General features: G+C 38.8%; 26 protein-coding genes. 10 read left to right on the top strand and 16 right to left on the bottom strand.

Features of this window, described 5'->3' with window-relative positions; translation table 11 throughout:
- Nucleotides 1-6: 6 nt before the first annotated feature.
- The 10 genes from EHQ49_RS12030 to EHQ49_RS11985 form a co-directional block, all read right to left on the bottom strand.
- Complete coding sequence (locus EHQ49_RS12030; protein ID WP_135579705.1) at nucleotides 7-2,376, bottom strand: PP2C family protein-serine/threonine phosphatase; 2,370 nt, start codon at nucleotides 2,374-2,376, stop codon at nucleotides 7-9.
- Nucleotides 2,373-3,641, bottom strand: coding sequence for a hypothetical protein (locus tag EHQ49_RS12025; protein ID WP_135579703.1), 1,269 nt, complete (start codon nucleotides 3,639-3,641; stop codon nucleotides 2,373-2,375). The genes EHQ49_RS12030 and EHQ49_RS12025 overlap by 4 nt, the downstream gene beginning before the upstream one ends.
- Nucleotides 3,638-4,792, bottom strand: a complete 1,155-nt coding sequence (gene argJ, locus EHQ49_RS12020; RefSeq protein ID WP_135579701.1) for a bifunctional glutamate N-acetyltransferase/amino-acid acetyltransferase ArgJ — start codon at nucleotides 4,790-4,792, stop codon at nucleotides 3,638-3,640. The genes EHQ49_RS12025 and argJ overlap by 4 nt, the downstream gene beginning before the upstream one ends.
- A gap of 51 nt (nucleotides 4,793-4,843) precedes the next feature.
- Nucleotides 4,844-6,208: a HAMP domain-containing sensor histidine kinase gene (locus EHQ49_RS12015; RefSeq protein ID WP_135579699.1), complete on the bottom strand. Its 1,365-nt coding sequence runs from the start codon at nucleotides 6,206-6,208 to the stop codon at nucleotides 4,844-4,846.
- A complete protein-coding gene (locus EHQ49_RS12010; RefSeq protein ID WP_135579697.1) occupies nucleotides 6,201-6,875 on the bottom strand; it encodes a response regulator in 675 nt (224 codons plus the stop codon). The genes EHQ49_RS12015 and EHQ49_RS12010 overlap by 8 nt, the downstream gene beginning before the upstream one ends.
- A gap of 71 nt (nucleotides 6,876-6,946) precedes the next feature.
- On the bottom strand, nucleotides 6,947-7,327 hold the full coding sequence (locus EHQ49_RS12005; protein WP_135580037.1) for a hypothetical protein: 381 nt from the start codon (nucleotides 7,325-7,327) through the stop codon (nucleotides 6,947-6,949).
- 7 nt (nucleotides 7,328-7,334) lie between these two features.
- Entirely contained in the window at nucleotides 7,335-7,685 is a 351-nt protein-coding gene (locus tag EHQ49_RS12000; protein WP_135579695.1) for a hypothetical protein, read from the bottom strand.
- Nucleotides 7,669-8,151, bottom strand: coding sequence for an RNA polymerase sigma factor (locus EHQ49_RS11995; RefSeq protein ID WP_135579693.1), 483 nt, complete (start codon nucleotides 8,149-8,151; stop codon nucleotides 7,669-7,671). Before EHQ49_RS11995 ends, EHQ49_RS12000 begins: the two co-directional genes overlap by 17 nt.
- 86 nt (nucleotides 8,152-8,237) lie before the next feature.
- Nucleotides 8,238-8,612, bottom strand: a complete 375-nt coding sequence (locus EHQ49_RS11990; protein ID WP_135579691.1) for a hypothetical protein — start codon at nucleotides 8,610-8,612, stop codon at nucleotides 8,238-8,240.
- The gene (locus EHQ49_RS11985) at nucleotides 8,609-9,781 is read right to left on the bottom strand and encodes a hypothetical protein (protein WP_135579689.1); all 1,173 of its coding nucleotides are present in this window, start codon (nucleotides 9,779-9,781) and stop codon (nucleotides 8,609-8,611) included. The genes EHQ49_RS11990 and EHQ49_RS11985 overlap by 4 nt, the downstream gene beginning before the upstream one ends.
- Nucleotides 9,782-9,793: 12 nt before the next feature.
- Between EHQ49_RS11985 and EHQ49_RS11980 the strand changes: the two genes are divergently transcribed.
- Together EHQ49_RS11980 and aat are read left to right on the top strand one after the other, a co-directional pair.
- Nucleotides 9,794-10,525: a hypothetical protein gene (locus tag EHQ49_RS11980; RefSeq protein ID WP_135579687.1), complete on the top strand. Its 732-nt coding sequence runs from the start codon at nucleotides 9,794-9,796 to the stop codon at nucleotides 10,523-10,525.
- Complete coding sequence (gene aat, locus EHQ49_RS11975; protein ID WP_135579685.1) at nucleotides 10,522-11,187, top strand: leucyl/phenylalanyl-tRNA--protein transferase; 666 nt, start codon at nucleotides 10,522-10,524, stop codon at nucleotides 11,185-11,187. Before EHQ49_RS11980 ends, aat begins: the two co-directional genes overlap by 4 nt.
- Here the strand turns inward: aat and EHQ49_RS11970 are convergent.
- Together EHQ49_RS11970 and EHQ49_RS11965 are read right to left on the bottom strand one after the other, a co-directional pair.
- Nucleotides 11,165-11,755, bottom strand: coding sequence for a hypothetical protein (locus EHQ49_RS11970; RefSeq protein ID WP_135579683.1), 591 nt, complete (start codon nucleotides 11,753-11,755; stop codon nucleotides 11,165-11,167). The genes aat and EHQ49_RS11970 overlap by 23 nt on opposite strands.
- A gap of 1 nt (nucleotide 11,756) precedes the next feature.
- The gene (locus EHQ49_RS11965; protein WP_135579681.1) at nucleotides 11,757-12,092 is read right to left on the bottom strand and encodes an Mpo1-like protein; all 336 of its coding nucleotides are present in this window, start codon (nucleotides 12,090-12,092) and stop codon (nucleotides 11,757-11,759) included.
- 215 nt (nucleotides 12,093-12,307) lie between these two features.
- On the opposite strand from EHQ49_RS11965, the gene EHQ49_RS11960 reads away from it, so the two are divergent.
- Complete coding sequence (locus EHQ49_RS11960) at nucleotides 12,308-12,595, top strand: LIC10235 family protein (RefSeq protein WP_100789131.1); 288 nt, start codon at nucleotides 12,308-12,310, stop codon at nucleotides 12,593-12,595.
- Nucleotides 12,596-12,600: 5 nt separating this feature from the next.
- Here the strand turns inward: EHQ49_RS11960 and EHQ49_RS11955 are convergent, their stop codons facing one another.
- Nucleotides 12,601-12,777: a DUF1289 domain-containing protein gene (locus EHQ49_RS11955; protein ID WP_135579679.1), complete on the bottom strand. Its 177-nt coding sequence runs from the start codon at nucleotides 12,775-12,777 to the stop codon at nucleotides 12,601-12,603.
- Between the two features lie 86 nt (nucleotides 12,778-12,863).
- Between EHQ49_RS11955 and flgN the strand changes: the two genes are divergently transcribed.
- From flgN to EHQ49_RS11920, 7 genes are all read left to right on the top strand, one after another.
- Nucleotides 12,864-13,376 carry a flagellar export chaperone FlgN gene (flgN, locus tag EHQ49_RS11950; protein ID WP_135579677.1) on the top strand — a complete coding sequence of 171 codons (513 nt, stop codon included), beginning with the start codon at nucleotides 12,864-12,866 and terminating at the stop codon, nucleotides 13,374-13,376.
- 9 nt (nucleotides 13,377-13,385) lie between these two features.
- Nucleotides 13,386-15,299 (top strand): flagellar hook-associated protein FlgK, encoded by a 1,914-nt coding sequence (flgK, locus tag EHQ49_RS11945; protein ID WP_100718711.1) that lies wholly within the window; start codon nucleotides 13,386-13,388, stop codon nucleotides 15,297-15,299.
- Nucleotides 15,300-15,304: 5 nt separating this feature from the next.
- On the top strand, nucleotides 15,305-16,570 hold the full coding sequence (locus EHQ49_RS11940; RefSeq protein WP_244241476.1) for a flagellar hook-associated protein 3: 1,266 nt from the start codon (nucleotides 15,305-15,307) through the stop codon (nucleotides 16,568-16,570).
- A 52-nt stretch (nucleotides 16,571-16,622) separates the two neighbouring features.
- A complete protein-coding gene (fliW, locus tag EHQ49_RS11935) occupies nucleotides 16,623-17,084 on the top strand; it encodes a flagellar assembly protein FliW (protein WP_208732221.1) in 462 nt (153 codons plus the stop codon).
- A 3-nt stretch (nucleotides 17,085-17,087) separates the two neighbouring features.
- Complete coding sequence (csrA, locus tag EHQ49_RS11930; RefSeq protein ID WP_012390131.1) at nucleotides 17,088-17,327, top strand: carbon storage regulator CsrA; 240 nt, start codon at nucleotides 17,088-17,090, stop codon at nucleotides 17,325-17,327.
- 61 nt (nucleotides 17,328-17,388) lie between these two features.
- Nucleotides 17,389-18,063, top strand: a complete 675-nt coding sequence (locus EHQ49_RS11925) for a lysophospholipid acyltransferase family protein (protein WP_135579671.1) — start codon at nucleotides 17,389-17,391, stop codon at nucleotides 18,061-18,063.
- Complete coding sequence (locus tag EHQ49_RS11920) at nucleotides 18,060-18,464, top strand: OsmC family protein (RefSeq protein ID WP_135579669.1); 405 nt, start codon at nucleotides 18,060-18,062, stop codon at nucleotides 18,462-18,464. The genes EHQ49_RS11925 and EHQ49_RS11920 overlap by 4 nt, the downstream gene beginning before the upstream one ends.
- A gap of 10 nt (nucleotides 18,465-18,474) precedes the next feature.
- Here EHQ49_RS11920 and EHQ49_RS11915 read toward each other — a convergent pair whose 3' ends face one another.
- The 3 genes from EHQ49_RS11915 to EHQ49_RS11905 are packed head-to-tail and all read right to left on the bottom strand — an operon-like array spanning nucleotide 18,475 to nucleotide 22,464.
- Entirely contained in the window at nucleotides 18,475-19,302 is an 828-nt protein-coding gene (locus EHQ49_RS11915) for a metallophosphoesterase (RefSeq protein ID WP_135579667.1), read from the bottom strand.
- A gap of 19 nt (nucleotides 19,303-19,321) precedes the next feature.
- Nucleotides 19,322-21,556 (bottom strand): alpha-glucosidase, encoded by a 2,235-nt coding sequence (locus EHQ49_RS11910; RefSeq protein ID WP_135579665.1) that lies wholly within the window; start codon nucleotides 21,554-21,556, stop codon nucleotides 19,322-19,324.
- Nucleotides 21,557-21,615: 59 nt separating this feature from the next.
- Nucleotides 21,616-22,464 carry a sulfurtransferase gene (locus tag EHQ49_RS11905; protein WP_135579663.1) on the bottom strand — a complete coding sequence of 283 codons (849 nt, stop codon included), beginning with the start codon at nucleotides 22,462-22,464 and terminating at the stop codon, nucleotides 21,616-21,618.
- Between the last annotated feature and the right edge of the window lie 136 nt (nucleotides 22,465-22,600).

Here is a 22,600-nt window from a genome sequence, read left to right as displayed (position 1 = left end):
TATCGGCTAGTTCGGTGTAAAAGAAAGACCAATAAATGTAATATCATCCGATTGTTCCCGGTTCCCACGAAAATTTGTCATCTTAGTTTCTAACAAAGTAGGGATTTCTTTGACCGTTTTTTCTGCATTGAAATGTAAAAATTCGATAAGAGTTTCTTCCCCAAAAATTTCATCCCGTTCACTGAAGGCTTCTGTGATTCCATCCGAGTAGAGGAAAAGTTTAGTTCCTGGAAGTAATTTTAATTCTTGGGCATGATAATCAGTTTCTAAAATGCCAAGTACACGTTGTGTTTTGGAATGCAGTTTGATTTGTCCATCGGCTCGCATCTCAATCAAAGAGAGATGGCCTGCATTGACGTATTTAAAGATATTTTCATTGGAATCAAAAATTCCGCCAAGGAGAGTCATAAACTCGTTTCCTTTGTATCTTGCTCGGAAAAACGAATTGATTTCGCGAAATAATCCTTCTAGGGAAGTTCCATTTCTAAGTTGTTCTCTTACGATTCCTTTGATGGCACTCACTAAAAATCCTGTTCCAAGTCCATGTCCTGCAACGTCACCTAACAAAACGATCATTTTTGTTTGAGAAATAGGAATGATATCTAAATAATCTCCTGAGATTCCAACGGCAGGTTTAGAAATATAACCGTAATCAATTCCTTTGACTTCGCTTGGTAAAATAAGCCTAAGGGTGTTGTCGACAATCGAAGCCGTTTGGATATCTCTGACAATTTTACGTTTTTGGATCTCGTCTTCTAACAAACTATAGTTTTCGAGTAACATCCCTGAAATTTTTACCACTTCATTGATAAATTTTAATTCTCCAATAGAGAAATATTTTTTATCTAACTTTTCTCCGATGAGAATCATTGCCTGGATATTTTTTTTGTTCGAAGAGGAATCGTAAGCAGGAAATGCTAATTGAACATGTAAACCTTTCAAAAAATTGTATAAAGTTTCTCTGAGTCCAATTCCGTATTCGAGATGTGAGGTGACAGTGACTCGATCAGTACTTGTAAAATAATTCCAAATTTCTGATTGAGGTGAGATACGAACAAAATCAATATTTCTGAGATCGGTGCTGGCAAACTGATCACCAGGAATTAAGATTATGATATTCGAAACATTCACTGTATCTTTTACAGTTCGATTGATGGTTAAAATCGTTTTTCGCATTGAAAGTGGTGAAGATAACAGAGCTGTGATTTTGTTTATCCCTTCACTCAACTTTGGATTTTGTTCAAAGAACCAATAGTCAAATAATTCTTTGACTCGCAATTTCAATGGGATGAGATACGCAGTAACCAGGAAAAGATAAATTAAATTAAACACCCAACGATCCTTCAGATAACGAATGGGTATAATGAAATCTAAAATAAAAATAGTACCAATATAGGTTCCTAAAATAATCAAAACTAAGATTAAGGTTACGATACTCGGTGTAAAAATTACCAAAGAGGGTACAAAAGTGTAACGATAGGTTCCGTAAAAGAAAGATAAGATAAATAAAAGATAGGTTACGATAATCAGTGACCGCTGCACGAATAACCATGGGTATCCATCGAAAAAGAGGATACTGATGGGAAGTGCTACATAAAGAAAAATAGAAAACACCAAAACAAGTCTTTTGAGAAGGGCTTCCTCTTGAGGTTTGGAGCGAACAATTTCATAAATATTTGCAATGATATTGATGGAACCAAATAGAACCGTAATTGCGTGGGCAACTAATACAATTCTTTCGATGAGAATCATATCATACTTTTCCTGAGAGGCAATCATAGCCATGATAAATGAAATTAATACTTGAGGTAATAACCACTTAGAATTGATTTCTTTTCCACGAAGTCGGTATATTAGATGGTATTGTAAAAAACTTCCTAAATAGAGAGTGAGTATAAAAAGAAAGATCGAATTTTTGAAAGTAAGTACAAAAACATTAGAAAGAATGATGAGCCCAAAGTTAAGGAAAAAACCAAAGATCAAAGCATCTCGCGTAGAATAATAAAAATAAACAGCAATTGCTAAACTAAAAAAAGCTAAAAATAAATCAGAAAAAAATACACCTAGAACATCCGTTTTGCGGAGAGTAGTGAGTTTGAAATCTTCCTCATAAACAATACCTTGGGAGTTTTTGATATGTAATCGAATGGAGTCGATACCTGAAAAATCGGAAATGGATTCAAAGGATTCTAAGTCTTCTCTAAGAACTGAATTTCCCCAGTGGGCCCTGTTTTCTTCTCCGATGTTTACAATCAAACCAGAAGGATAATGGTAGAAGGGAAGTCTCTTTGTATTATTTTGAAATCCGATAAAGGCAAAGAGAAGGATTAAAAAAAATAAAAGAGAGGATAGGATGGTGATTGCAAGTTCTCTCATTTGATTTCGGGCTCTTCAAAACTAAATTTAAGAACAGGTTCTCCTCGTTGTTGGATAATGATTGGACCTTTGTCCATATTAATCATGTTTTTCCATCCCATACTCGCAACGACTTCTTCAGAATTTCTTGTAATACGAAACTGTTTGCCTTCTTGAACAATATATAGTTCAGAATATCCAATTTTACCAATGATCATTTCGTAATTTTCTTTCCAATCTAACTTCTGAAAGGTGGACTGAATTAAGGCTTTTATATCAGAAAATCCTTTTAGAATCCGTAGTTTGGATTGCGAATACACAACTCCCAAAATATAAGAAAGAATGATTCCTATATGTTGATAGGATTTTCCTGCATTCAGAATGACAAAAAACCAACTTCCATCTTCAACTTGAAAAAATTCGATTAGATTTCTGTTAGTTCTTTTGAAGGGAGTGATTTCCCAACCCATAAGTTTTGGTATGGTTCCTGTTTCTAAAAGATTTTGTACGCGTACTGCGTACTCTGCTTCTTTTTGGTATTTTTTATTTTCCGAAATATGATAGGAAAGGATATGGTTGTGGATGGTTAAGGCAGACTGGCCTGCAAGTAAAGACAAACTATGTGCCGCATCGGTATTGGGAATGTTAGATACCGCAATGAATCCAAACAGTTTTTCTCTAAAGATAAAAGGGTAAATATAGTTTGCATGGAGTTCCATAAAGTCATTGTTTATGTTTTCGTGTGAATAGGTTTCTGCAACGGAAGAACCGTGCCTTTTACTAAGTAAAAAGGATTGGAAACTGGTTTTTACAGAAATGTCTTTTGTTGGACTTAATTTTTTTTGACGTCCGCGGAAGTAGGAGTGAAACGCAAAGGTTCCATTTTGAGTGAGTACGGCCATGGTTCCGGAATGACTTCCTGTAATTTTCACCATATCTGGAAAAACATTTTTAATCAGTGCATCAAAGTTGAACCGTTTGATGGCTTGTCTGTAAGATTCTGCATCTTCCGTAAGGTATTCCGAAAGAAACCGAGTACGAATATAACGAGTTAGTCTTTCGATAATTGGTAAAAATAAAATGAGTGCAAAGGCGCTTGTGAGTAGTAAAGCTAATTCCAAACGATAGGACATCTGTTCTGGAATTTGAGACAAAATCAGGAAATAAGAAAGGTATACGAATAAAATGAATAAAGTTCGCGTAAAGGTATTAGTTACCGAAAGTTTTAATTGGTAACTCGACGGTAAAAAATATTTGAGCGAACTTTTGAATTTATTAGAATTCATGTCGTGTAGTAAGCGTTTTCCTGAATGTATCCTTCGGTAAAATCACAACTCCAAAACGTTTTTTGAAAAGAACCTGTGTTTAGACTGACTGATATATGAATTTCCTCATTTGATTTTAGATATTCAGCTAACTTTGATTTTGTGTCATTATCAGCTCCTTTAACTGCGATTCCACCTAGTTGGATTTCTAAGGAATCATAAGGTATAGGTTCATCGAATACCTTTCCAATTGCCATCACAAACCGTCCCCAATTGGGATCTCCGCCATAAATGGCAGTTTTGACCAGTGGAGAATTGAGAATGGATTTCCCAATTTTTGTGACTTGTATATCATCTCTTCCATTAGAAACCGTGAGTTCGATGAGTTTGGAAGCACCTTCCCCGTCGCGAGCAATCATCTTGGAAAGATCAGTTGCAATTTCTTTTAGATGAGATTCAAATACTTCATCAGGAATGGTTCCAAGAACTCCCGAACACATAAGGACTACGGTATCACTTGTGGATGTATCTGAGTCTATGGTAACACAATTGTAAGTTACGTCGACAACTCGTTTCAAAATTCCTTGTAAATCACCCGATTCCGGAATGTAATCACAAAGTATATAAGATAACATAGTGGCCATATTGGGTTCTATCATTCCGGCCCCTTTCGCAATTCCAAACATAACACCTTCACTAGTTTGGTTTGTCATCGTTCGATAGGAGATTTTTTTGCGAGTATCGGTAGTCATAATCGCTTCTGCCACTTCTTCCAAATTACCAAGTTTTAAGTCTCTTTTGGCCGTAGAACAAGCGTTAAGGATTTTTTCTATAGGAAGCGGAACTCCAATCACTCCTGTGGAAGAAGGAAGGATGTCTCTGGCTGGAATTCCCAAAGATTTTCCGAGTTCCGTACAGATCGCATAGGAATTTTGGATCCCTTGTTCTCCAGTAGCAACATTCGAGTTTTTAGAATTGATGACAATGGCTTGTAGGTATCCATCTTTAATGTGGTCACGGCCTACGTAGATGGGAGCACCAGGAAAATTATTACGAGTGAATACCGCTGCAGCCTTACATCGATTTTCCGAATAAATGACAGCAAAATCTAAACTTGTGTCTTTGATTCCTATGTTTTTGCCGAAGGAATAAAATCCCAATGGAAACTTCATAAATACCTACCGGATACCAATATTCTATCCGGTGACTTCCCTTACGAGAATCTATTTTTTAGGAAATTCAAAGGTAAAAATGGAACCACCCTTAGGGTTTGGGGAAACCGAAACTTCGCCAGAATGCAATCTAGCAATGTGTTTGACAATGGAGAGACCAAGACCCGTGCCACCTTCTTTTCGGGAACGGTTGGTATCCACACGGAAAAATCTTTCAAAGATTCGTTCGGCATCTTCTGCAGAAATACCAATCCCTTGGTCCACCACATGGATTTGGTTTTTGTCTGTTGCAGAAGAAGTCCTGACGATGACACTGGAACCTTCGGGACTATAGGCAGAAGCATTGGAAATGAGATTTACCAATAGATCTTCGAGGAGCAAACGGTCGGCTTTGACTCGAAAGTCAGAAGGAATATCCAAAACCAAATTTTGTTTTTTCTGAGAGTAAATTACTCCCAATGATTCAGATACATTTTTTACAAGATCCAAAAGCGAAAAATCAGTGAGGTTTAAAACCGTTTTGTGATTTTCCAAACGAGAAACAGTTAACATGTCCTCAACAATACGAATCAGTCTTTCCGTATTACGAAGAATGGCATCTAAAAATTTTCGTTCATTCGAATCTTGTGGAAGTTTAAGTTTGTATTCCAAGGTTTCCGCATACCCTTTAATTGATGTTATGGGAGTTTTTAATTCATGCGAAGCATTTTGGAAAAATTGTTCTCGTATGAGTTGGTTTTGCCTATCTTCCGTGATATCTGACAAAACTCCAATGTACAGTTGGATGATGGAATCTGATTTTATCGGATAAATGCGAGCTGTATAAAAATGAACTCCATCTTGAAATTCAGTTTTGCCTTCAACTCCATGATGGATTTTGTCCTTAATAAAAGTTAGAAGTTCCTTGTTTTTGATCGAAGGAATATAATCCTTAAATTGAGAATTTTTTACAATTAAGGTATCCGAAATATTACGATTCAAAAATAGAAATTTTTCATTCCTATCAATCGCAAAAACACCCTCTTTTAGATTCTGTAATAAATAATTGAATTTTTCCTTTTCGACAGTAAGATCCAAAAATTGGACTTTGAGCCGTTTTGCCATTTCGTTAATCGATAAAGCAAGGGTTGCCAGCTCACGAATGTCAGGTGAAGAAAGTTCAACTCCAAAGTCTCCTGCATTGATTTCTTTTGTTTTTTTCTCAACGGTTGCTAGCGGATCTGTAATTCGCATCGCAATGTTTGTAGAAATATAAAACGTACCAAAAATAGACATTAAAACAAAACCAAAGAGGATAAGGGGTCGTACGGCAGGTACAACTAGATCGTAAATAAAAAATACACCCAAGGCTAGGGTCAGTAAAACAAGCAAAAGACCCCAGTTGAGTAAAAGTAATGTAGAGAAAAAACTACGCATCTCGGAATCGGTAACCGACCCCGCGAATCGTTTCTAATCTTTCTTTTTCCGAAAGTAATTTATCACGAAGGCGTTTGATATTTACATCCACAGTTCGATCGGTAACAAATACATCTTTTCCCCAAATTCGATCGAGTAATTTGTCTCGAGAAAAGGCTACTCCTGGATTTCCAGCAAACAGTTGTAAAAGTTTGAATTCGATTAGAGTGAGATCAATTTCTGTTCCTTCAACAAAAACTTTATGTGCCGTTGGGTTGATTTGGATTTTTCCTGTGGAAATGGTTCCTTGGACTTCCTGGGCTGGGTCTGTCGTTCTTCGCGTAACGGTTCTTACACGAGCAACAAGTTCTCGAATGTTAAATGGTTTACGAATGTAATCATCTGCACCTAACTCAAGACCAAGTACGACATCGGTTTCGCCAGTTTTTGCTGTTACCATTAAAATAGGAATATGAGGGTATTTTTCTTTAATGCGTTTGCAAAGATCCATTCCACCAATTCCCGGCAACATCAAATCTAAGATGATTCCATCCGGGAGGTTTTTTTCTAAACGGGGGAGGACTTCCATCCCATTGTGACATACTTCGGTCTGAAATCCTTCTTCCTCTAAATGGAATTGGATGAGCCCTGCAATGTCTTCTTCGTCATCTACAATTAGTATTTTCATGAATTATTCCAAAAGTAACAGGGATTCATTACAAAGAGAATACAAAATGATGACAAAGAAACGATATCTATCTATTTCCCGAGCATTTGATTGATATCGCGGATGGCTTGTCTTTGGCGGAGTAACAAAAACCCGAGAAATCCGAAAAATAAAAAGAAGGCCAATCCATAAACCCAAAGGAGAGAACGGAGGCGTGCCTGTTCTTTTTCAATGGCTTGGATTTCTTCCAAGTGGGATATGAGGAAATAAAAATGATCTACTTTGGGGTATGACTTTTTGATCTCTGCACGGAGCTCCGAAACAAGAATTTTCGAATCTTCTTTGGAAAGAGACTCCACAAGAGGGAGAGCACGATCCAAATCCATTTTCAAGAACTCTTCACCAGATGGCAGAGCCTCAGCAGAAAGCGAAACGGCAAAACAAAAAAATGGGAGAACCAATAGGGCTTTCACGAATACTTTAAACCTCTTCAAATCCAAGTTTCTCTTTCCATTCATTCAGAAAAGGAATTCTTGTGTTGAGGAGTAAAAAGCCAAGCACGAGCGAATAAAAACAGAAAAACAAACTGGAGCTAATCAAAATCGGCAAAAGTAATCCTGTATTTTCATTGTGAGAAACAGATAGGAACATGATCGCAATTGGAATCATAAATAACAAAATAGAAAGACCTAGAGAAGAAAATAAAAACTTCAATGGTAAAATTTGTCCTAATACTCTGAGGCGGATTACAGCAGGCGCTTCCGAATGTTTTAAAAACGGATCCGGATATTGAAATGCGTTTGAAACTTGAGAATCAACCTTCGATTTCATGTGACCACCATTTCCTTAAAAGATCCTTTCCTCTCGAAATATGGCTTTTGATTGTATTTAGTTTTATATTTAGATCTGAAGCAATTTCTTTGAGCGGTTTATTTTCAAAGTAATGTAAGAGGATTGGCATTTGGTATGATTTTGGTAATTTAGAAATGAGAGATCGTAAATTATGACTTGTTTCTTCTTTGTCTAAAATTTCAACAACGGAAGGTTTTGAAAGATCAGCAACAGAACTGATATCTTCCTTCCAGTCAGTAATGGGGAGTTTTTTCTTTTTAAAAACTTTTGTTAGGCGAAATTTTGCAATTTGAAACAACCAAGTCGAAAATTGTGACTCTCCTCGAAACTGGCTAAGAGATTCATAGGCTTTTAAAAAAACTTCTTGGGTAAAGTCTTCTGCTTCTTCATCAGTGAGAAAGGCTTTCTTTGCTTGGGAAAATACCATGCCCTGGTATCTTTTCATGAGCAATTCGAATTGGGACACGTCACCCCGTAAGACCGACTGGACAGAATTCCAGTCTTCCTCGTTGCAGATACGTTTTGTCGACTCTAACGACTCATTTTGTAGAAGGTCAAGAGACCGAGTCCAATTGCGAATGGGATTAACCCTCCTAACATCGCCATAGAACGACCTAAGACGAGTATAAATACAAACGATAAGGCAAAACCAGTGAATGTCAACAAAAGACCTAGGAAAAATGAATACAATCTGATGTCAAAACTCCAAGGTTTGTATTGGCCCGATTGGATGAGTGCCATCTTTTGTTTATGCCACCACTGGAACAAAAAAAACAAAAGAGTGGTGCCAAATATGATACCAATGTTTGGAACTAAATAAAGTACCAAACGGTAAGGGTCAGATCCCCCCGTTTTTTGGATTTCTGTTAATAAGGTTAAAATTGTTTCATATTGTTCTGGAGTCATGAAACAGCTTCTCCAATTAAATTTGATGCGTAAGAACTAAGGTAAGACATCCCTTCTGGTTTGTCGCATTGGAAAATTTGTAATCCGATATTTATAGAATCAGATTCTCCTTTTTTCATACTTCTCAGACTTCCGTAAAAAGTATAAGGCGATGAGTTGATAACCATTTGGAAAGATACAGGAGAACCTAAGGTCTTTGTTTCGATGTTTGAACCAGCTGGAAATGTCATACCAATTCCTCGACCATCTTGGCTAATGTCTCTAACGGGCGTTGTGCGAATAATGGTTTCCCAATCTTTCGCATATGCAAATTCCAATTGAAATACAAATTCCTCAGCTTTCTGTTCTAAGAAAGTGAGTAAAGGTCCAATTCCTTCCGGGCCTTCAATATTAGATTGTAAGATAGGATTACCGAGGTCAGGTAAATTGCTGATGATTTCAAAGTAACCTAGTAAAACTTTTCCGTTGGAAAAAAAAGGAAATATCAGAGTCGATTTTGCATTGTTTAAAAGTAGAGAATCTAAATAAGATCGAACGTAGATTTCGCTGAGTTTTTTGGGGCTAAAGAAACTTCTGTCTGTATAAAAAATTCTACGATTCGCATCACGCACGTAATACGGTGCTTTCGAGGCTGCTAAGGCTTCCATTAGTTGTGTGTCCACCGCATAATAAAATCCAATTTGGACTTTTTTGATGAAGTAACCGTAGTTTGTCAGTGTTTGTTCCAAATGGACCTGCCATTGGTTCAATGTTTGGTTGATGATGGAAGTTTTTCCATAAATTGAGATAACCGTACCTAAATCCGCAGTTTGTGCCATTTTGAATTCGTAAGCGGAGATATCTTCGATGTTGGCTCGTTTGGCGGACCTTTCCAATGGTTCGATGAGAATTTCATAAACTTGGAGTAAATCATCTTGGTACGGATTGACTGGTTTGACTCGAAGTTCGACTCTGTTTTCTTTGAGAACACAAATAAGAGACTTGGGTTTGGAAAGGAGGGGTTCGGTTGTTGTAATGGTAATATGAACCGACTTCATAATATCGTTTACAGCAACTGGGTTCTGGAGAGTGAATTTCTGTTTTGAATCCCTCTCTTGGAGGACAGTGGCGGTTAGTTTGGAAACGATTCCTAAAAGTGTCCTTTGGTCAGTCAGTCTGTATTTTTTCATGGTCTAAGCAGTATGATACGTAAAATCCTAATTTTTGCCATAGTTTTTCCATCTTTTTTGCCTTTATGGGCAGAAAAACCAAAGTACCAATACTTCGGGAAAGCCTACGATCTGAATACAGGAAAATACATTTATTCAGACAATCATAAAGAATATTATAATAATGGAAAACATGTCCATTCAGATATCCTCTACAAAGACGCAGAGGGAAAGGTGTTTGGCACCAAACACATTGAATTCGATAAAAATTCAGAAGTCCCCACTTTTAAAACAGAAGACTTTCGCGATGGTTATACGGAAGGAGCAGATGTAAAAGGTAAATCAGTTCGCCTTTTTTCAAAACGTAAAAAAGAAGATCCTCTTGTAGAAAGGACCTACACTCCGAAGTATCCGGCCGTGATGGATGGGGGTTTTGATTATTTTGTACGAAACAATTGGGAAACCTTGGCAAAGGGAGAGCGGATGTCTTTTCATTTCCTTGCACCTATTCAGTTAGATGATTATAAATTTGCAGCAGAGAAAATTAAAGATGGGGAATGGAAGGGAAGGTCTGCTTTGTATTTACGATTGGAAGTTGACAATTTTCTTTTGAAACAAGTTGTGAAACCGTTTCTTTTAGTTTATGATGTCCAAACCAGACGAATTTTACAATTCGAAGGACTTTCCAATATCAATGATGAAAATGGGAAAAGTTTGAAAGTAAAAATCGTATATGATTATCCAAAGGATGTATTGGAACCTTGACACAAAGGAGTTTAGACCAATTTTTTAAAAACCCGCGGATATGGAAGGAAGACCTTGTTGCCGTAGGTGGGGATTTTTCCGTAGAGCGTTTGTTATATGCTTATAAACTAGGAATTTTCCCTTGGTCAGAAGACCCAATACGTTGGTATTGTTTAGATCCCCGTGCCATCTTTGATATACAAAGAGTTCATTTTTCAAAAACGGTCCTTCGCAAAGTCAGACAAGGTAAGTTTCGTATTTCTTTTAATGAAGCCTTTCCGATTGTGATGCAAGGTTGTTCCTATAGAGAAAAAGATAATACTTGGATTACTCCCGGTTTTATCGAAGGGTATATGGAATTACACCGATTGGGTTGGGCCCATTCGTTAGAAGTTTGGAATGCAGAGAATGTATTGGTGGGTGGGGTTTATGGGGTTGCGATTGGCAAATTTTTTGCCGGAGAAAGTATGTTTTCTTTTGAATCGGATGCAGGTAAGGTTGGCTTGTATCATCTATTCGAAAAATTGAGGCAGTCGGGATTTGAGCTGTTTGACACCCAACAACTCAATCATGTGACTTGGCAGTTAGGTGCTTATGAAATTCCTAAACTTTCTTATTTAGATCGATTGGAGCGCGCGTTAGGCGACGAAAATCCATGGATCATTCCAACTTCACCCGACTAAATTCATCCAATTCCACTTTCCATAACTTTTGAACCTCCGCCGTAATGGCCTCCCATTCTTTTTCTCCTATTTTGGGAGCAGTGTAGGGATCAAAATTGGGGTGGTTTTCCCAAAAAACGTCTAATTCTGGTTTAGAAATGGTGGTTCTGAAAATTTCTGCTTCTTGGATTTCTGCATCGGGATTGTTTTCTCCCTGAATGAAAAATGGTTTAGAAAGGCTGAGAGAAAGTCTATGAAACTGATGAAGGGTTAGGGCATAACCCACTCGTAAAAGAACTAAACTATGGTATTCAGTACTGGTCTTACGATAATCGGACTTATCATTGAAGGTGAGGGCTGAGTTACTGCCATAGGTGATATGAACTTCGTTCTTTTTGTCCGCATCCACACCCGACTCAAACCGTTTGAATTCTTGTCCTAGGATCTTTGGCAAAATCATATTTGAAAAACTGAAGAGGTTTTCATGATTTCCATCTCGCAGAGCAGTAATGTCCTGTTTGGTGACATCCTTTGGTTGGCAACCAAACAATAGAACAAAAGTTACGAGTAAGTTGAGAACAAGTTTCATCTTAACCTTTATTTGACTTAATTTTGGCAAATTCTACATCAATGCGACCGGTTAACATTTTGAAATACATGACCCAATCAGAGACAAAAGAATAAAATGGATAGGTAAAGGTTGCAGGTCGGTTCTTTTCGACAAAAAAATGTCCGATCCATGCGAAGAAATACCCACTAACAAGAGCGAAGGCTAAGATATAGAACTTACCTGTAGATAAAAATCCAAGGATACATCCTAAGGCTAGACTTGATCCAACAAAGTGAAGAGCTCGATTGAAGGGATGACTATGTTCCTCTAAATAAAATGGGAAAAAATCTTTGAGTGTTTTGTATTTCTTTTCCATACATGGCTCCTTACATTTGATCGTAATCGAAATTTGAACTTTGCCAAGACAAAAATCATTCTAAATATTAGAGTTTATCCCTAGTTTTTTTGTCTATATTCGTTAAATCGGATATGATTTCAAAATTGTGTTGCGCGTTAGTGGGTACTGACTAATGTGCATTAACATTTAGAATCTAACAGAGAGTTAAATTTAGCAAGAAAGCAGGAGAATGTATGAAACCTAAATCGATTAAACCGGATGAGCTGAGTAAGATTTTTACCGAACTTAAAAAAGGTGAAGAGTCTGCCATTGGAAGCTATTTGGTAAAAGGGGTTCGCCTTCAAATCAGTAAATACAATCTTTCCGGTGCAGAGCGAGTTCAATTGTTATACAAACGAAGAAGAGCCCAAGGAATGTGTATTGTATGCGGAAAAAAAGTCACAAAGAAAAATCCATCTACAGACCAGCTCTATAGATTGTGCGAAGAACACCGCAACAAGATCGATAAAGGTTCTAAATAACCAATTTATTTGAGAGAGTCTCCCGCTTTTCTTTGCGGGAGCTCACTCCAAACTCTTTCTCTCTCTTCCTCAGTCATCACTGACCAATTCCCAATCTCTTCAATAGTTCGAAAACAACCCGCACAGAGCCCAGAATCTGGGTCCATCATGCAGACTTTGGTACAAGGCGATTTTAGCGACATAGACCTTAAAATAGTAAATTTTTATAAATTTTCCTAAGCTAGTTTGGGAATCCGTCGATCCTTCCCATAAGGGAAAAGGAATTCGCATGTTGGATTGGGTAGAATCACTTAGAAGTTTATTTACTAATGAAATAGACTGTTACAAGCGCCTTCTGGAATTGGAAGGCAAAAAAAGAGCGGCCATCCATTCTGCGGACGGAAAGTCTTTGGAATCCCATGTCAAAGAAAGTTATCATATTATGGTAGAAGCCTCAGAATTGGAACGAATTCGAATGAAGGCCATTGAAGATGTCTACGAAAAAGAAAAATTCACAAAAGAAGAATCTTCTATTACTCTCACGAGTTTTTTGAACCAAATGGATCGTGATTCCAATTTTAAATTAAAAACCTTTGCTTTGGAATTAAAGAAGGTCGTGGCAGATTTAAAAGATGCTATCATCACAAACGACAAACTCTTAAGAACCAGAAAAGATTTTTTACAAACAACTGTTGACTCTTTGCAAGAGTTATCCAGGGAAAAAGTTTATACCTCACACAAACAACCGACAAGGCGTGGGCAGGGCCAAAAAGGCGCGATCATTTTGAACGCGACTGCCTAGGAGTATCGTATGGGATCAACATTCCAAGGAATTGAAATAGGAAAACGAGGACTTTCGGTCCACCAACAAGCGATCCAAACCACTGGTCATAACATATCCAATGCGGATAACAAACATTATGCTCGTCAAAGAGTGGTCATGAATAGTATGGATCCCCTTTATGAGCCAGCATTCAACCGTGCGGAAGTGCCGGGACAAATTGGACAAGGGGTAAAAATTTCCGAAATCGAAAGAGTTCGTGATAATTTCATCGATGATCGTATCATTGATTCTTCATCTCTCAAAGAATATTGGGGGAAAAAGAATGATTACTTATACCAAGTAGAAACTGTTTTTAACGAACCAACAGGAACCACACTTCGTTCTATGATGGATCAGTTCTGGTCTTCATGGGAGGATCTTTCTAACTATCCAGAAGAAACGGCGCATAGAGCCGTAGTCCAAGAAAAAGCGGAAGCTCTTGGTTCTCGAATGGAAGATGTGTATAGAAAACTTTCTTTACTCAGAGACCAATCCAATCGCGAAATCGAATCAAAAGTAAACCATTTGAATACCGTGGCAGAGAATATCAAATCTCTGAACGAAAAAATCACAAAATCACAAGCATTAGGTGATAATCCGAATGACCTTTTGGATAGAAGGGATGAACTTTTACAAGAACTTGCGGGGATGGCGGACATTACCATTGGCCGCAGTGACGAAGATGAACTGATGGTTTTTATTGGCCAACAGATCCTTGTCCAAGGACAAAAAGTTCATAAAATCGATTTGGTCGGAAATCCAAATAACGATGGCCTTTTGGACTTAAAATGGTCAGAAACTGGAGATACAGTTTTACTCCGAAAGGGGAGCATCCAAGCTCTCTATGAAATCAGAGACCGAATTCTCGTCGAAAAAATCAATGCTGTCGATGCTCTCGCCATCAATGCGATGGATGTCATCAATGAAATTCATAAAGATGGATTTGGTTTGAATGGAAAAACCAATCTTAACTTTTTTGAAAGCAGGGCTCTTGCCACCAATACCTTCGGTGAAATTGATACCGATGGAGATGGACTGAACGATAAAACGGCTGTGTTCCGTGTAACAGGTCGTACCTCAATTGATGCCGATCGTCCGATTGGAATTTCAGGAACCATGCGTTTTTTGAAAGCAAGTCCTGGTGGGGAAACTGAAATTTTAGTTCCTTATTCCAAAGATGATACTTTGAATGCTGTGATCAAACGAATCAATCGTTCGGAAACTGGTGTTGTGGCTTACATGTCGCATGACAACCAGTTGGCGCTAAAAGCAACGACAAACCCTTTGGATAAAAAAGAAAACTTTATGATTCGCCACTTGGAAGACTCAGGCGAACTTCTTGTGGGTCTGACAGGAATCTTAACGGCAACAGGTGTTGCTGGATCTTTTGATTATCGCAAAGTGGGTGAGATCAACAAATTCCAAGCGAATGCGCAGGACATCACTCTCACACCAATGTATCATCCTTCTTCTTTCTTTAAAATGTCAGAAGATGTCAGAAACAACCCAGCAAACATTGCAGCAGCTCGTGGTAAGGATGTGAATGGGTCCGGTGATTATAATTCACCGAACGGTCAAAAAGATGGATCCAATGCACTTCTCATCGCAGCGGCCCTCCGTGAAAAACCGGTGATGTTTGATTATTCCAAAACAACGGATGATTTTTATAACTCACTGATTTCTAGACTCGGAACAGAAGCAAGAGAAGCAAAACAAGAGTATACCACTCAAAATGAACTTATGGTGGAACTTGAGAACATGCGTCAGTCTGTGATGGGTGTGAATTTGGATGAGGAGATGGCCAATATGGTTCAGTTCCAACAATCTTATAATGCATCTGCCAGAATGATCTCCACACTCAATGAAATGTTAGATACCATCATCAATAGGTTAGGTGTATAATCATGATCAGAATCACTAACATGATGCAGAACAATTCCTTGGTGCGGAACTTAAACCGCCACCAAGTGGCTATGGATGAAACCCAAACCCAATTGGGTACGGGATTAAAAATCCGTAAACCATCCGATGATCCGGGTGCGGCCACAAACCAAATGTACTTTCGTTCTCGCCTGAACGAACTTTCCCAATACGAAGAAAACATTGGGGACGGATACCAAAGGTTACAACAGATTGATGGTGTCCTAGACAAGATGGGTGAAATTTTCCAAAGGGCTCGTGTTCTTACCGTCCAAGCGGGAAACGGGATTTACCAAGGGGACAAGGGATTTGAATTAGAAGTTGCGATTGGTAAAGAGATTGACCAACATTTACGTGCGATTGTTGATCTTGCGAATGCCCGTGATGCTACCGGACAACCTTTGTTTGGTGGTCATGTCATTGAAAGACCTCCTTTTGAACCAATTGAATCAAAAATTAAAGGTTTGCAAGGCCTGGAACTCAAAAACCAATACGTGGGTGTTGAGTATCGCGGTGATATCGGAGAACAACTCCGTGAAATCGAAAAAGGTGAATACATTCCGATTACTATTCCCGGTAACAAAGTATTTTGGGGAACGAACGTCAGTGTCACTTCCAAAGTGGATAACTCCGCTTACCAAGCCACTTCCGACCAAAAGTTTAAAATTGATGGAGTGGAAATTCATATCTCTGTGGGTGATACCATCGACGATGTGATTGATAAAATCAATAATGCACCTCTCGAAGTGAAAGCAAGTAAACTTGCCCAAGATAACATTTCCATTTCTTCTACGGCACCTCACCAAATTTGGTTAGAGGATGTGGATGGAGGAACAGTCCTTCGCGACATTGGACTCATTGAACCAAGTGCAAGTGAACCACCAAATAACTTTTCTAAATCGGCAACTGTCACAGGACTTTCTGTGTTTGATGTTCTCATCCAACTTCGAAATGACCTGATCCAAAAAGACCAAGAACGAATTGGTGGAAGGGATTTGGGTGATTTGGATTTGGCATTAGAAAATATCCTTCGTCATCGTTCTACCATTGGTGCTCGTATGAATCGTTTGGAACAACATGAAGAACGAGTTTCTTACGATAAAATGTATATGACAGAACTTCTTGCTAAAAATGAAGGAATCGATTTTCCGGAAACAATTATGAATATGAAATGGTTAGAAACAATTCATAGTTATGCGCTCAATGTCGGTTCTAAAATTATCAAACCAACTTTGATGGATTTCCTTCGGTAACGGAAACTAAATGACGGTTATATTAGAAAGAAAAGAAAGTACAGGAACTAGAATGTCGGTAACGATTCACACAAAACCTTTCGGAACCATCCAAGTGGACACAAAACAAATCCTAAAATTCCCACAAGGGTTGCTCGGATTTGATGAATTTGATGAGTATGCTCTTATCGAAGAAAGTCCTGAAAGTCCTTTCAAATGGTTACAATCCACAAAGGAGTCGGGACTGGCATTTATTGTTATCCAACCTGAATTGTTTATGAACGATTATAAACCTGCTGTTTCTGATGAGGAACTGCATGACATCGGACTTTCCAGTTGGAAAGAGGGACTTATATTTTTAATTGTTACGATTCCTCATGATAATCCCAAAGGAATGACGGCTAACTTACAAGGCCCTATCATTCTGAATGGAAAAGAGGGAAAGGGGAAACAATGTATTTCTCGGGATGAAAATCATCCTATTCGTAAAAACATCATCGAGTCTATGGAAGAGATGTCTTCCGAGAAGGTATAGCTCGTGTTAGTTCTTGCGAGGAGAAGTAACCAATCCATTATGATTGGCGATGATATTGAAATAGTCATTGTTGATATTAAAGGTGATCAAGTAAAGATTGGTGTGAAGGCTCCGAAAAATGTTTCTGTCCATCGGGCAGAAGTATATAAAGAAATCCAAGAAGAAAACAAAAAAGCTGCGGGAACCAATATCAAACCAGAAGATTTGGGCAAACTTGGTGATTTGTTCAAAAAGAAAACTTAACTTGATCTTTCTTTAGATTTGTCTTTCCCTGGAATCTAATCTCTAGGGAGAGATATTCGATTTGAAACGTAGAATTTTAGTCTGGTTGTTGCCACTCATTGCCGTTTGGTTTCAACGTTTAATTGGCCTCACTTCTAGGTTTCGTTTTTTAACAAACGAACACTACGAAGAATTATTCAAAAACAAAAAACCATTTATCTATTCAATATGGCATACGAACGTTTTGTACTCTCCTTATTTGCACCGAGGAAAAAACGTAGCCGTTTTGATTTCTGAATCAAAAGACGGAGATTATATCAATCAAGTGGTTCACAGGTTTGGAAATACAAGTGTTCGGGGGAGTAGTTCCAAAGGTGGTTCCAAAGCTTTAAAGGCTGTGATCCAACATTTAAAAAAAGGATTACCGGCAGCCTTTACGCCTGATGGACCTCGTGGACCAGCCTTCATTGTCCAACCAGGAATCATTGCGGCAGCCCAAGTTACACAAGTTCCTATTGTGCCCTTTCATTACGAGTGTAGTAGACAGTGGATACTTAGAAGAGCCTGGGACAAACATAGAGTTCCGAAACCTTTTACCACTTTTGTTGTTTCTTATGGGGAACCTATTTCGGTTCCTCGCAACTTAAATGAAGAAGAGTTTGAAGGAATGCGTCTAAAGGTAGAAGAGGCAATGTTAAAAAATCGTGATCTTGCTATAAAAGAAGCCGAACGAATTTCTAATGGAGAATCCAAATGACAGCAGTGTTTGAAGACAAGGTGGTAGTATCAACTGCCAAAACCAAATATGAAACAAAAATCACAGCAGGAAAACATAGTTGGGTCGCTGACGAACCCCAGGCCAAAGAAGGAACAGATTTAGGACCTATGCCAACAGAATTACTGGCTTCCTCTCTGGGTGCTTGTACTTCTATAACAGTTCGGATGTATGCTGATAAAAAAGAATATCCTTTGGATTCAGTGGAAGTTCATGTAACGATCGATAAACGATCACCAGAAGATCATAAATTCACTAGAGTTGTAAATCTTTCCGGAAATTTAACAGGGGAACAACGAGAAAGATTACTCGCTGTTGCCAATGCTTGTCCGGTTCATAAACTTTTGTCAGGAAAAATTGAAATTGAAACTAGTCTGGGTTAGTGAATGATCACTATACCCATAAAGGGATCACAGTCGCAGAACCACCATCCCATTCGATTTTTGTATGGAAATGTTTTCCTTCACGAATCCTTGGGACTTTGGCTCCGTTGACATAGAAAGTTCCCCCAGTGTATTCATGGGTTTCCCGTTCTTTCTTTTTGCTAATGGAATGATGCATATGGCCTGAGAGAACGAGAGGTACTTTTTTCCCAATGGATTTTGCATAACTAATGGCTTCAGTAAGATCCACATCTCCCCAGTCCCCACCTTCCTTTTTAAATTCAGCTCCATAGATCGAATTTTTAGCGGCTCCCAAACCAAAGGGTCCGTTATGCGAAAGAAAGAATAAATTTTTTTCTTTAGTTCCATCAATCAGTCGTTTGTATTTTTCGATGGAAGCATCCAGATTCGAAACCATATAGGTTTTTTTCATATTGGGTGCAAAACTAAGGCCACCACCCATTGCATGAGGGCGACCTACAATCAGACTTAAATCCAACTCTTGCGATAAAACTAAGGAACTATAACCAAGTAGAGTGATTGGTTTTACTAGTTCTGAGAGTTTACGCATTCTGCTACTTTGACCGAGTTGACCGGATTGGATGAGAATTTTGGATTGGATCACTTCGCCAATGATAGAGGTGAGACTCATCCCATCCCAATTTCCAGGAATCATATACGCTCGTTTGGTGAGACCCTGGAAAGAGATTTTACCAAGTTTTGGATTTCCTCTAAGGTCTCCCGTAAAGAACAAACAATCATAATCTGATGCATTGAAATACTCGATATCACTTTGGTTCCAATACCCGTGGATGTCTCCGATCAGTGCAAATTTCATTTGGGTTTGTCTCCGTGATTTAGTCTTTATTGCGAATGGAACTAATGGAAGAACGGATTAGGCCTTCCGATTTTCCGCCAACTCGAATGAAAGCTGGTGGTTTTCCGATAGGAGCGGGGACTTGCACCTTTCTGTAACCATCGTAAGTGGTTCCTGTCCAAAGATGTTGCCATCTGCCACGAGGAAGGTAAACATCTTGAACAATTTCTCCACTTTCTACAACAGGAGCCACAAGAAGATCATCTCCTAAGAAAAACTGGTATTTGTATTTTAATAAATTTTTATCTTCCGGTTCCACAAGGTAGTTGTGTCGAACCACTGGGATTCCTGTTTGTGTCGCTTCTTCCACCAAACTTTGAATATATGGTTTGAGGGCAAAATGGATTCTCGAAATTTTTGCAAATAAGGCAACTGTATCGTCATCTCCGAGGGACTTGGTTCCATCTGGTTTGGTATAGGTATAAACTTGCCAGTTTTTTAGAGGTCTATTTCCTTCATGCGTTCGGAAAACCGGAGTGAAGGCAGAGGCTTCTGCCCATCTTAATAGAAGTTCTTTGGACCTATGATAATTACGAAGTGGGTTGGAAATGGTAGTATAACCACCAATATCACTATGGTTCAGCGCATAACCACTGATACCGGAGCTTGTGAGCCCAATGATGGAGGAAGGAAGACCATCGTTGGTTCCAAAACTCACCATTTGGTCTCCTTCCCAAAAGAGCGTAGAGTGTGCGTTGGAATAACTGTATCCTGCTCGAGTGAAAAAAACAATTTTTCCTTCCATCCCGGCTTCTCTGATTGCTTCCCGATTGACTTTTGCCCAATCTACCGGATAACGGTTGTGATAAATTTTAGCATCAACACCTGATGCAAGTTTGGCGTCATAAGGCAACCATTCTCCAAAATCTGCCATCCAACCAGAAAGACCCATTCCAATCAGATTTTTTTTGATAAGATCTTTGGTCCAACGAACGGCAGCAGGGTTAGTGAGATCGATGAGGTAAGCGGGAAATCCAACGGTTTGGATGAGATAGTCTTCTCCGTTTTGGTTTTTTACAAGATATCCTTTTGCTTTTGCTTCTGTTAATAGAGGGTTTGTAAAATCATCTCCTGGTTTTTTGGGATCAGTATCGGCAAGGAATGAATTAATATAACCTAATACTTGTACGTTTTGGTCATTCATCGACTTTACAAATTTTTTAAAGTCTGGATAAAGACTGTCGTCTGCATACCAACGCCATTTGAGTTGATCTCCAAAATTAGTCACACGACGCCCACACCAGTCTTGGATCCAAAGTGCTGTGACAGGATTCCCAGCATCTTTTGCTTGTTTGACGATTGAGGAAACTTTTTCTGTTCCTCCTTGGACACCAAGCCAGGTTCCATAAGCCCAGTCCGGGAGTTTTGGAAATCTTCCTGTTTTTTTTGTATAAGCTTCAATCAGTGATTTGGTAGAAGTTCCAATCCAAATGGTTCCGGTCAGAGATTTTTCTGATTGAAAATCCCAAAATTCCACTTTGGTTTTTTTGGAATCACTAAAATCAAAATTCGCATAACCACTGTTCTCAAAAAAAACAGAACGATTTTCGGAAGTAATGTAGTGAGGGATAGGTGCGTAAGTGGTATAAGCATTTCCACCGGCACCAGCGAGTAAGTTTGCTCCTGTAGTGATGGGTTGGTCTCCGCGCCCCACTCCTTGTTCTTCAGTAAAAAGAAAAGGGGTTTTTCCTTTGAGTTCATCATAGGTGAATTGTTCTCCAAGTCCAAAAATCTTCTCTTCTGGATGAGAAACATAATGGAGTTGGACTCTGTTGAGAGTGGGATCCGTTAGTGTGATTTTGAATTCTACTTCGGTTTCTGATTTGGCTAAAAAAACGATTTGGTAATCACTCGTACAACCTTTGCCGGTTAACTTTCCTTTGATGGTGACTTTACCTGTTTCTTTTTTGACTTCGTCTATGGATTGTTCTGTGCAGGACTTTTGTACAGACTCTTTGAATTGAAAAGATGCCATCCGGTATTTGGCAGTGGTCTCTTTTGTGAAGGATTTGAGAAAGGATTCTTCCAAAGAAAGTTTGATAAAGTCCTTTCCGAGAGTTTGGTTTCTAAGTGTGAATTCATTTGCCGATTGAATCCATTGAATTTGTTTGTTAACAGGAAACGATTCTTCCGTGATAGGAATTTGGGAAACAATGCGAGACGCACATTCCAAAAAGAATAAAGAGAATGATAAGAGAAATAAACGAAATGCCATCGACCCCTCCAGGAGCAGGAGTAAGTGGATCGATGGATAGGGGTTTCGTAAATCCTTTTTTAAACTTTCTTGCGATCGACTCCGCCCACACGAGGTGCAGCAGCTGCCCCCTGTTTGGCACCAAAAACCGCTACCGCTTGTTTGGGTAGGCTCGACTTTCTCCACTCAAACCAAGAACCTTGGTAGGTTGTGATGTCAATATAACCTGCTTCACGAAGCATGAGGGCGAGTAAACAAGAACGAGCTCCGTTGTAATCGTAAATCACAGTGGGTCTTTCTGGCATAAAAGGAAATCCGTTCAGGCGTTTTTTGAATAAAGAACGTTCGATGAGATTGGCTTCCCCATCATATAAATTTCTCCAATCCCAAAGGAAGGCTCCTGGCAAACGACCACAGAGAGTTCCCTCTTCTGGAGCGGTAAGGCGTGGCAATCGGCCTTCGTATTCTTCCATGGTTCTTGCATCAAAGATTTGGAGTTTCGTAAGATTTCGTTCCATAAAGGCTTTGTCCACAACACCTTCAATGGGTTTTACTTTATCAGCAATTGGTGGTTCTACTTTCAGCTCACCTTTTGCTTTATTTCCAGTGGCGGGCCATTTTTGGCCAAGAACATAGGCATCTTTGATTCCCATTCCACGAAGTAAATAGACCATACGAGTGGAAAACATCCCCATTCCCTCATCGAAAACGATGATTCGACTCTTTTTTGATTTTTGGAATTCTTGTACGACAGCAGTCATTGGCCCGTACAATTTTTTTTGGGATTCTGGATCGGATCCAAATGCTTTTTTGATAAATGGATAGTAGTAGGCACCTTCTAATGTTTCTTCTTCATATGCTGATTGGGAACGACAATCGATGAGGAAGTCACCAGGTTCTATTTCGGTTTTAAGAAAGTTCCAGTTCAAAAAAGTATTCTCCTATTTCTTACATTACTTTTCCACCCCTCGAATTTTTGAAAGTCTGAAAACCAAAAAAAAAGTTCATCCTCGGTTCGAGACATAATGAGAAAAGAAATCAATGGGATGCCAGTTGATTCTGAAG

Source organism: Leptospira perdikensis, from assembly GCF_004769575.1.
GTDB lineage: Bacteria > Spirochaetota > Leptospiria > Leptospirales > Leptospiraceae > Leptospira_A > Leptospira_A perdikensis.
The sequence above is the reverse complement of the archived record's forward strand: the minus strand, read 5'-3'. Positions and strand labels throughout refer to the sequence as shown.

What these genes read in the sequence shown, in the direction of transcription:
- EHQ49_RS12030 (WP_135579705.1), bottom strand. Translation starts at nt 2,376, where the DNA reads ATGAGAGAACTTGCAATCACCATCCTATCCTCTCTTTTATTTTTTTTA.
- EHQ49_RS12025 (WP_135579703.1), bottom strand. Translation starts at nt 3,641, where the DNA reads ATGAATTCTAATAAATTCAAAAGTTCGCTCAAATATTTTTTACCGTCG.
- argJ (WP_135579701.1), bottom strand. Translation starts at nt 4,792, where the DNA reads ATGAAGTTTCCATTGGGATTTTATTCCTTCGGCAAAAACATAGGAATC.
- EHQ49_RS12015 (WP_135579699.1), bottom strand. Translation starts at nt 6,208, where the DNA reads ATGCGTAGTTTTTTCTCTACATTACTTTTACTCAACTGGGGTCTTTTG.
- EHQ49_RS12010 (WP_135579697.1), bottom strand. Translation starts at nt 6,875, where the DNA reads ATGAAAATACTAATTGTAGATGACGAAGAAGACATTGCAGGGCTCATC.
- EHQ49_RS12000 (WP_135579695.1), bottom strand. Translation starts at nt 7,685, where the DNA reads ATGAAATCGAAGGTTGATTCTCAAGTTTCAAACGCATTTCAATATCCG.
- EHQ49_RS11995 (WP_135579693.1), bottom strand. Translation starts at nt 8,151, where the DNA reads ATGAAAAGATACCAGGGCATGGTATTTTCCCAAGCAAAGAAAGCCTTT.
- EHQ49_RS11990 (WP_135579691.1), bottom strand. Translation starts at nt 8,612, where the DNA reads ATGACTCCAGAACAATATGAAACAATTTTAACCTTATTAACAGAAATC.
- EHQ49_RS11985 (WP_135579689.1), bottom strand. Translation starts at nt 9,781, where the DNA reads ATGAAAAAATACAGACTGACTGACCAAAGGACACTTTTAGGAATCGTT.
- EHQ49_RS11980 (WP_135579687.1), top strand. Translation starts at nt 9,794, where the DNA reads ATGATACGTAAAATCCTAATTTTTGCCATAGTTTTTCCATCTTTTTTG.
- EHQ49_RS11970 (WP_135579683.1), bottom strand. Translation starts at nt 11,755, where the DNA reads ATGAAACTTGTTCTCAACTTACTCGTAACTTTTGTTCTATTGTTTGGT.
- EHQ49_RS11965 (WP_135579681.1), bottom strand. Translation starts at nt 12,092, where the DNA reads ATGGAAAAGAAATACAAAACACTCAAAGATTTTTTCCCATTTTATTTA.
- EHQ49_RS11960 (WP_100789131.1), top strand. Translation starts at nt 12,308, where the DNA reads ATGAAACCTAAATCGATTAAACCGGATGAGCTGAGTAAGATTTTTACC.
- EHQ49_RS11955 (WP_135579679.1), bottom strand. Translation starts at nt 12,777, where the DNA reads ATGTCGCTAAAATCGCCTTGTACCAAAGTCTGCATGATGGACCCAGAT.
- flgN (WP_135579677.1), top strand. Translation starts at nt 12,864, where the DNA reads ATGTTGGATTGGGTAGAATCACTTAGAAGTTTATTTACTAATGAAATA.
- flgK (WP_100718711.1), top strand. Translation starts at nt 13,386, where the DNA reads ATGGGATCAACATTCCAAGGAATTGAAATAGGAAAACGAGGACTTTCG.
- fliW (WP_208732221.1), top strand. Translation starts at nt 16,623, where the DNA reads ATGTCGGTAACGATTCACACAAAACCTTTCGGAACCATCCAAGTGGAC.
- EHQ49_RS11920 (WP_135579669.1), top strand. Translation starts at nt 18,060, where the DNA reads ATGACAGCAGTGTTTGAAGACAAGGTGGTAGTATCAACTGCCAAAACC.
- EHQ49_RS11915 (WP_135579667.1), bottom strand. Translation starts at nt 19,302, where the DNA reads ATGAAATTTGCACTGATCGGAGACATCCACGGGTATTGGAACCAAAGT.
- EHQ49_RS11910 (WP_135579665.1), bottom strand. Translation starts at nt 21,556, where the DNA reads ATGGCATTTCGTTTATTTCTCTTATCATTCTCTTTATTCTTTTTGGAA.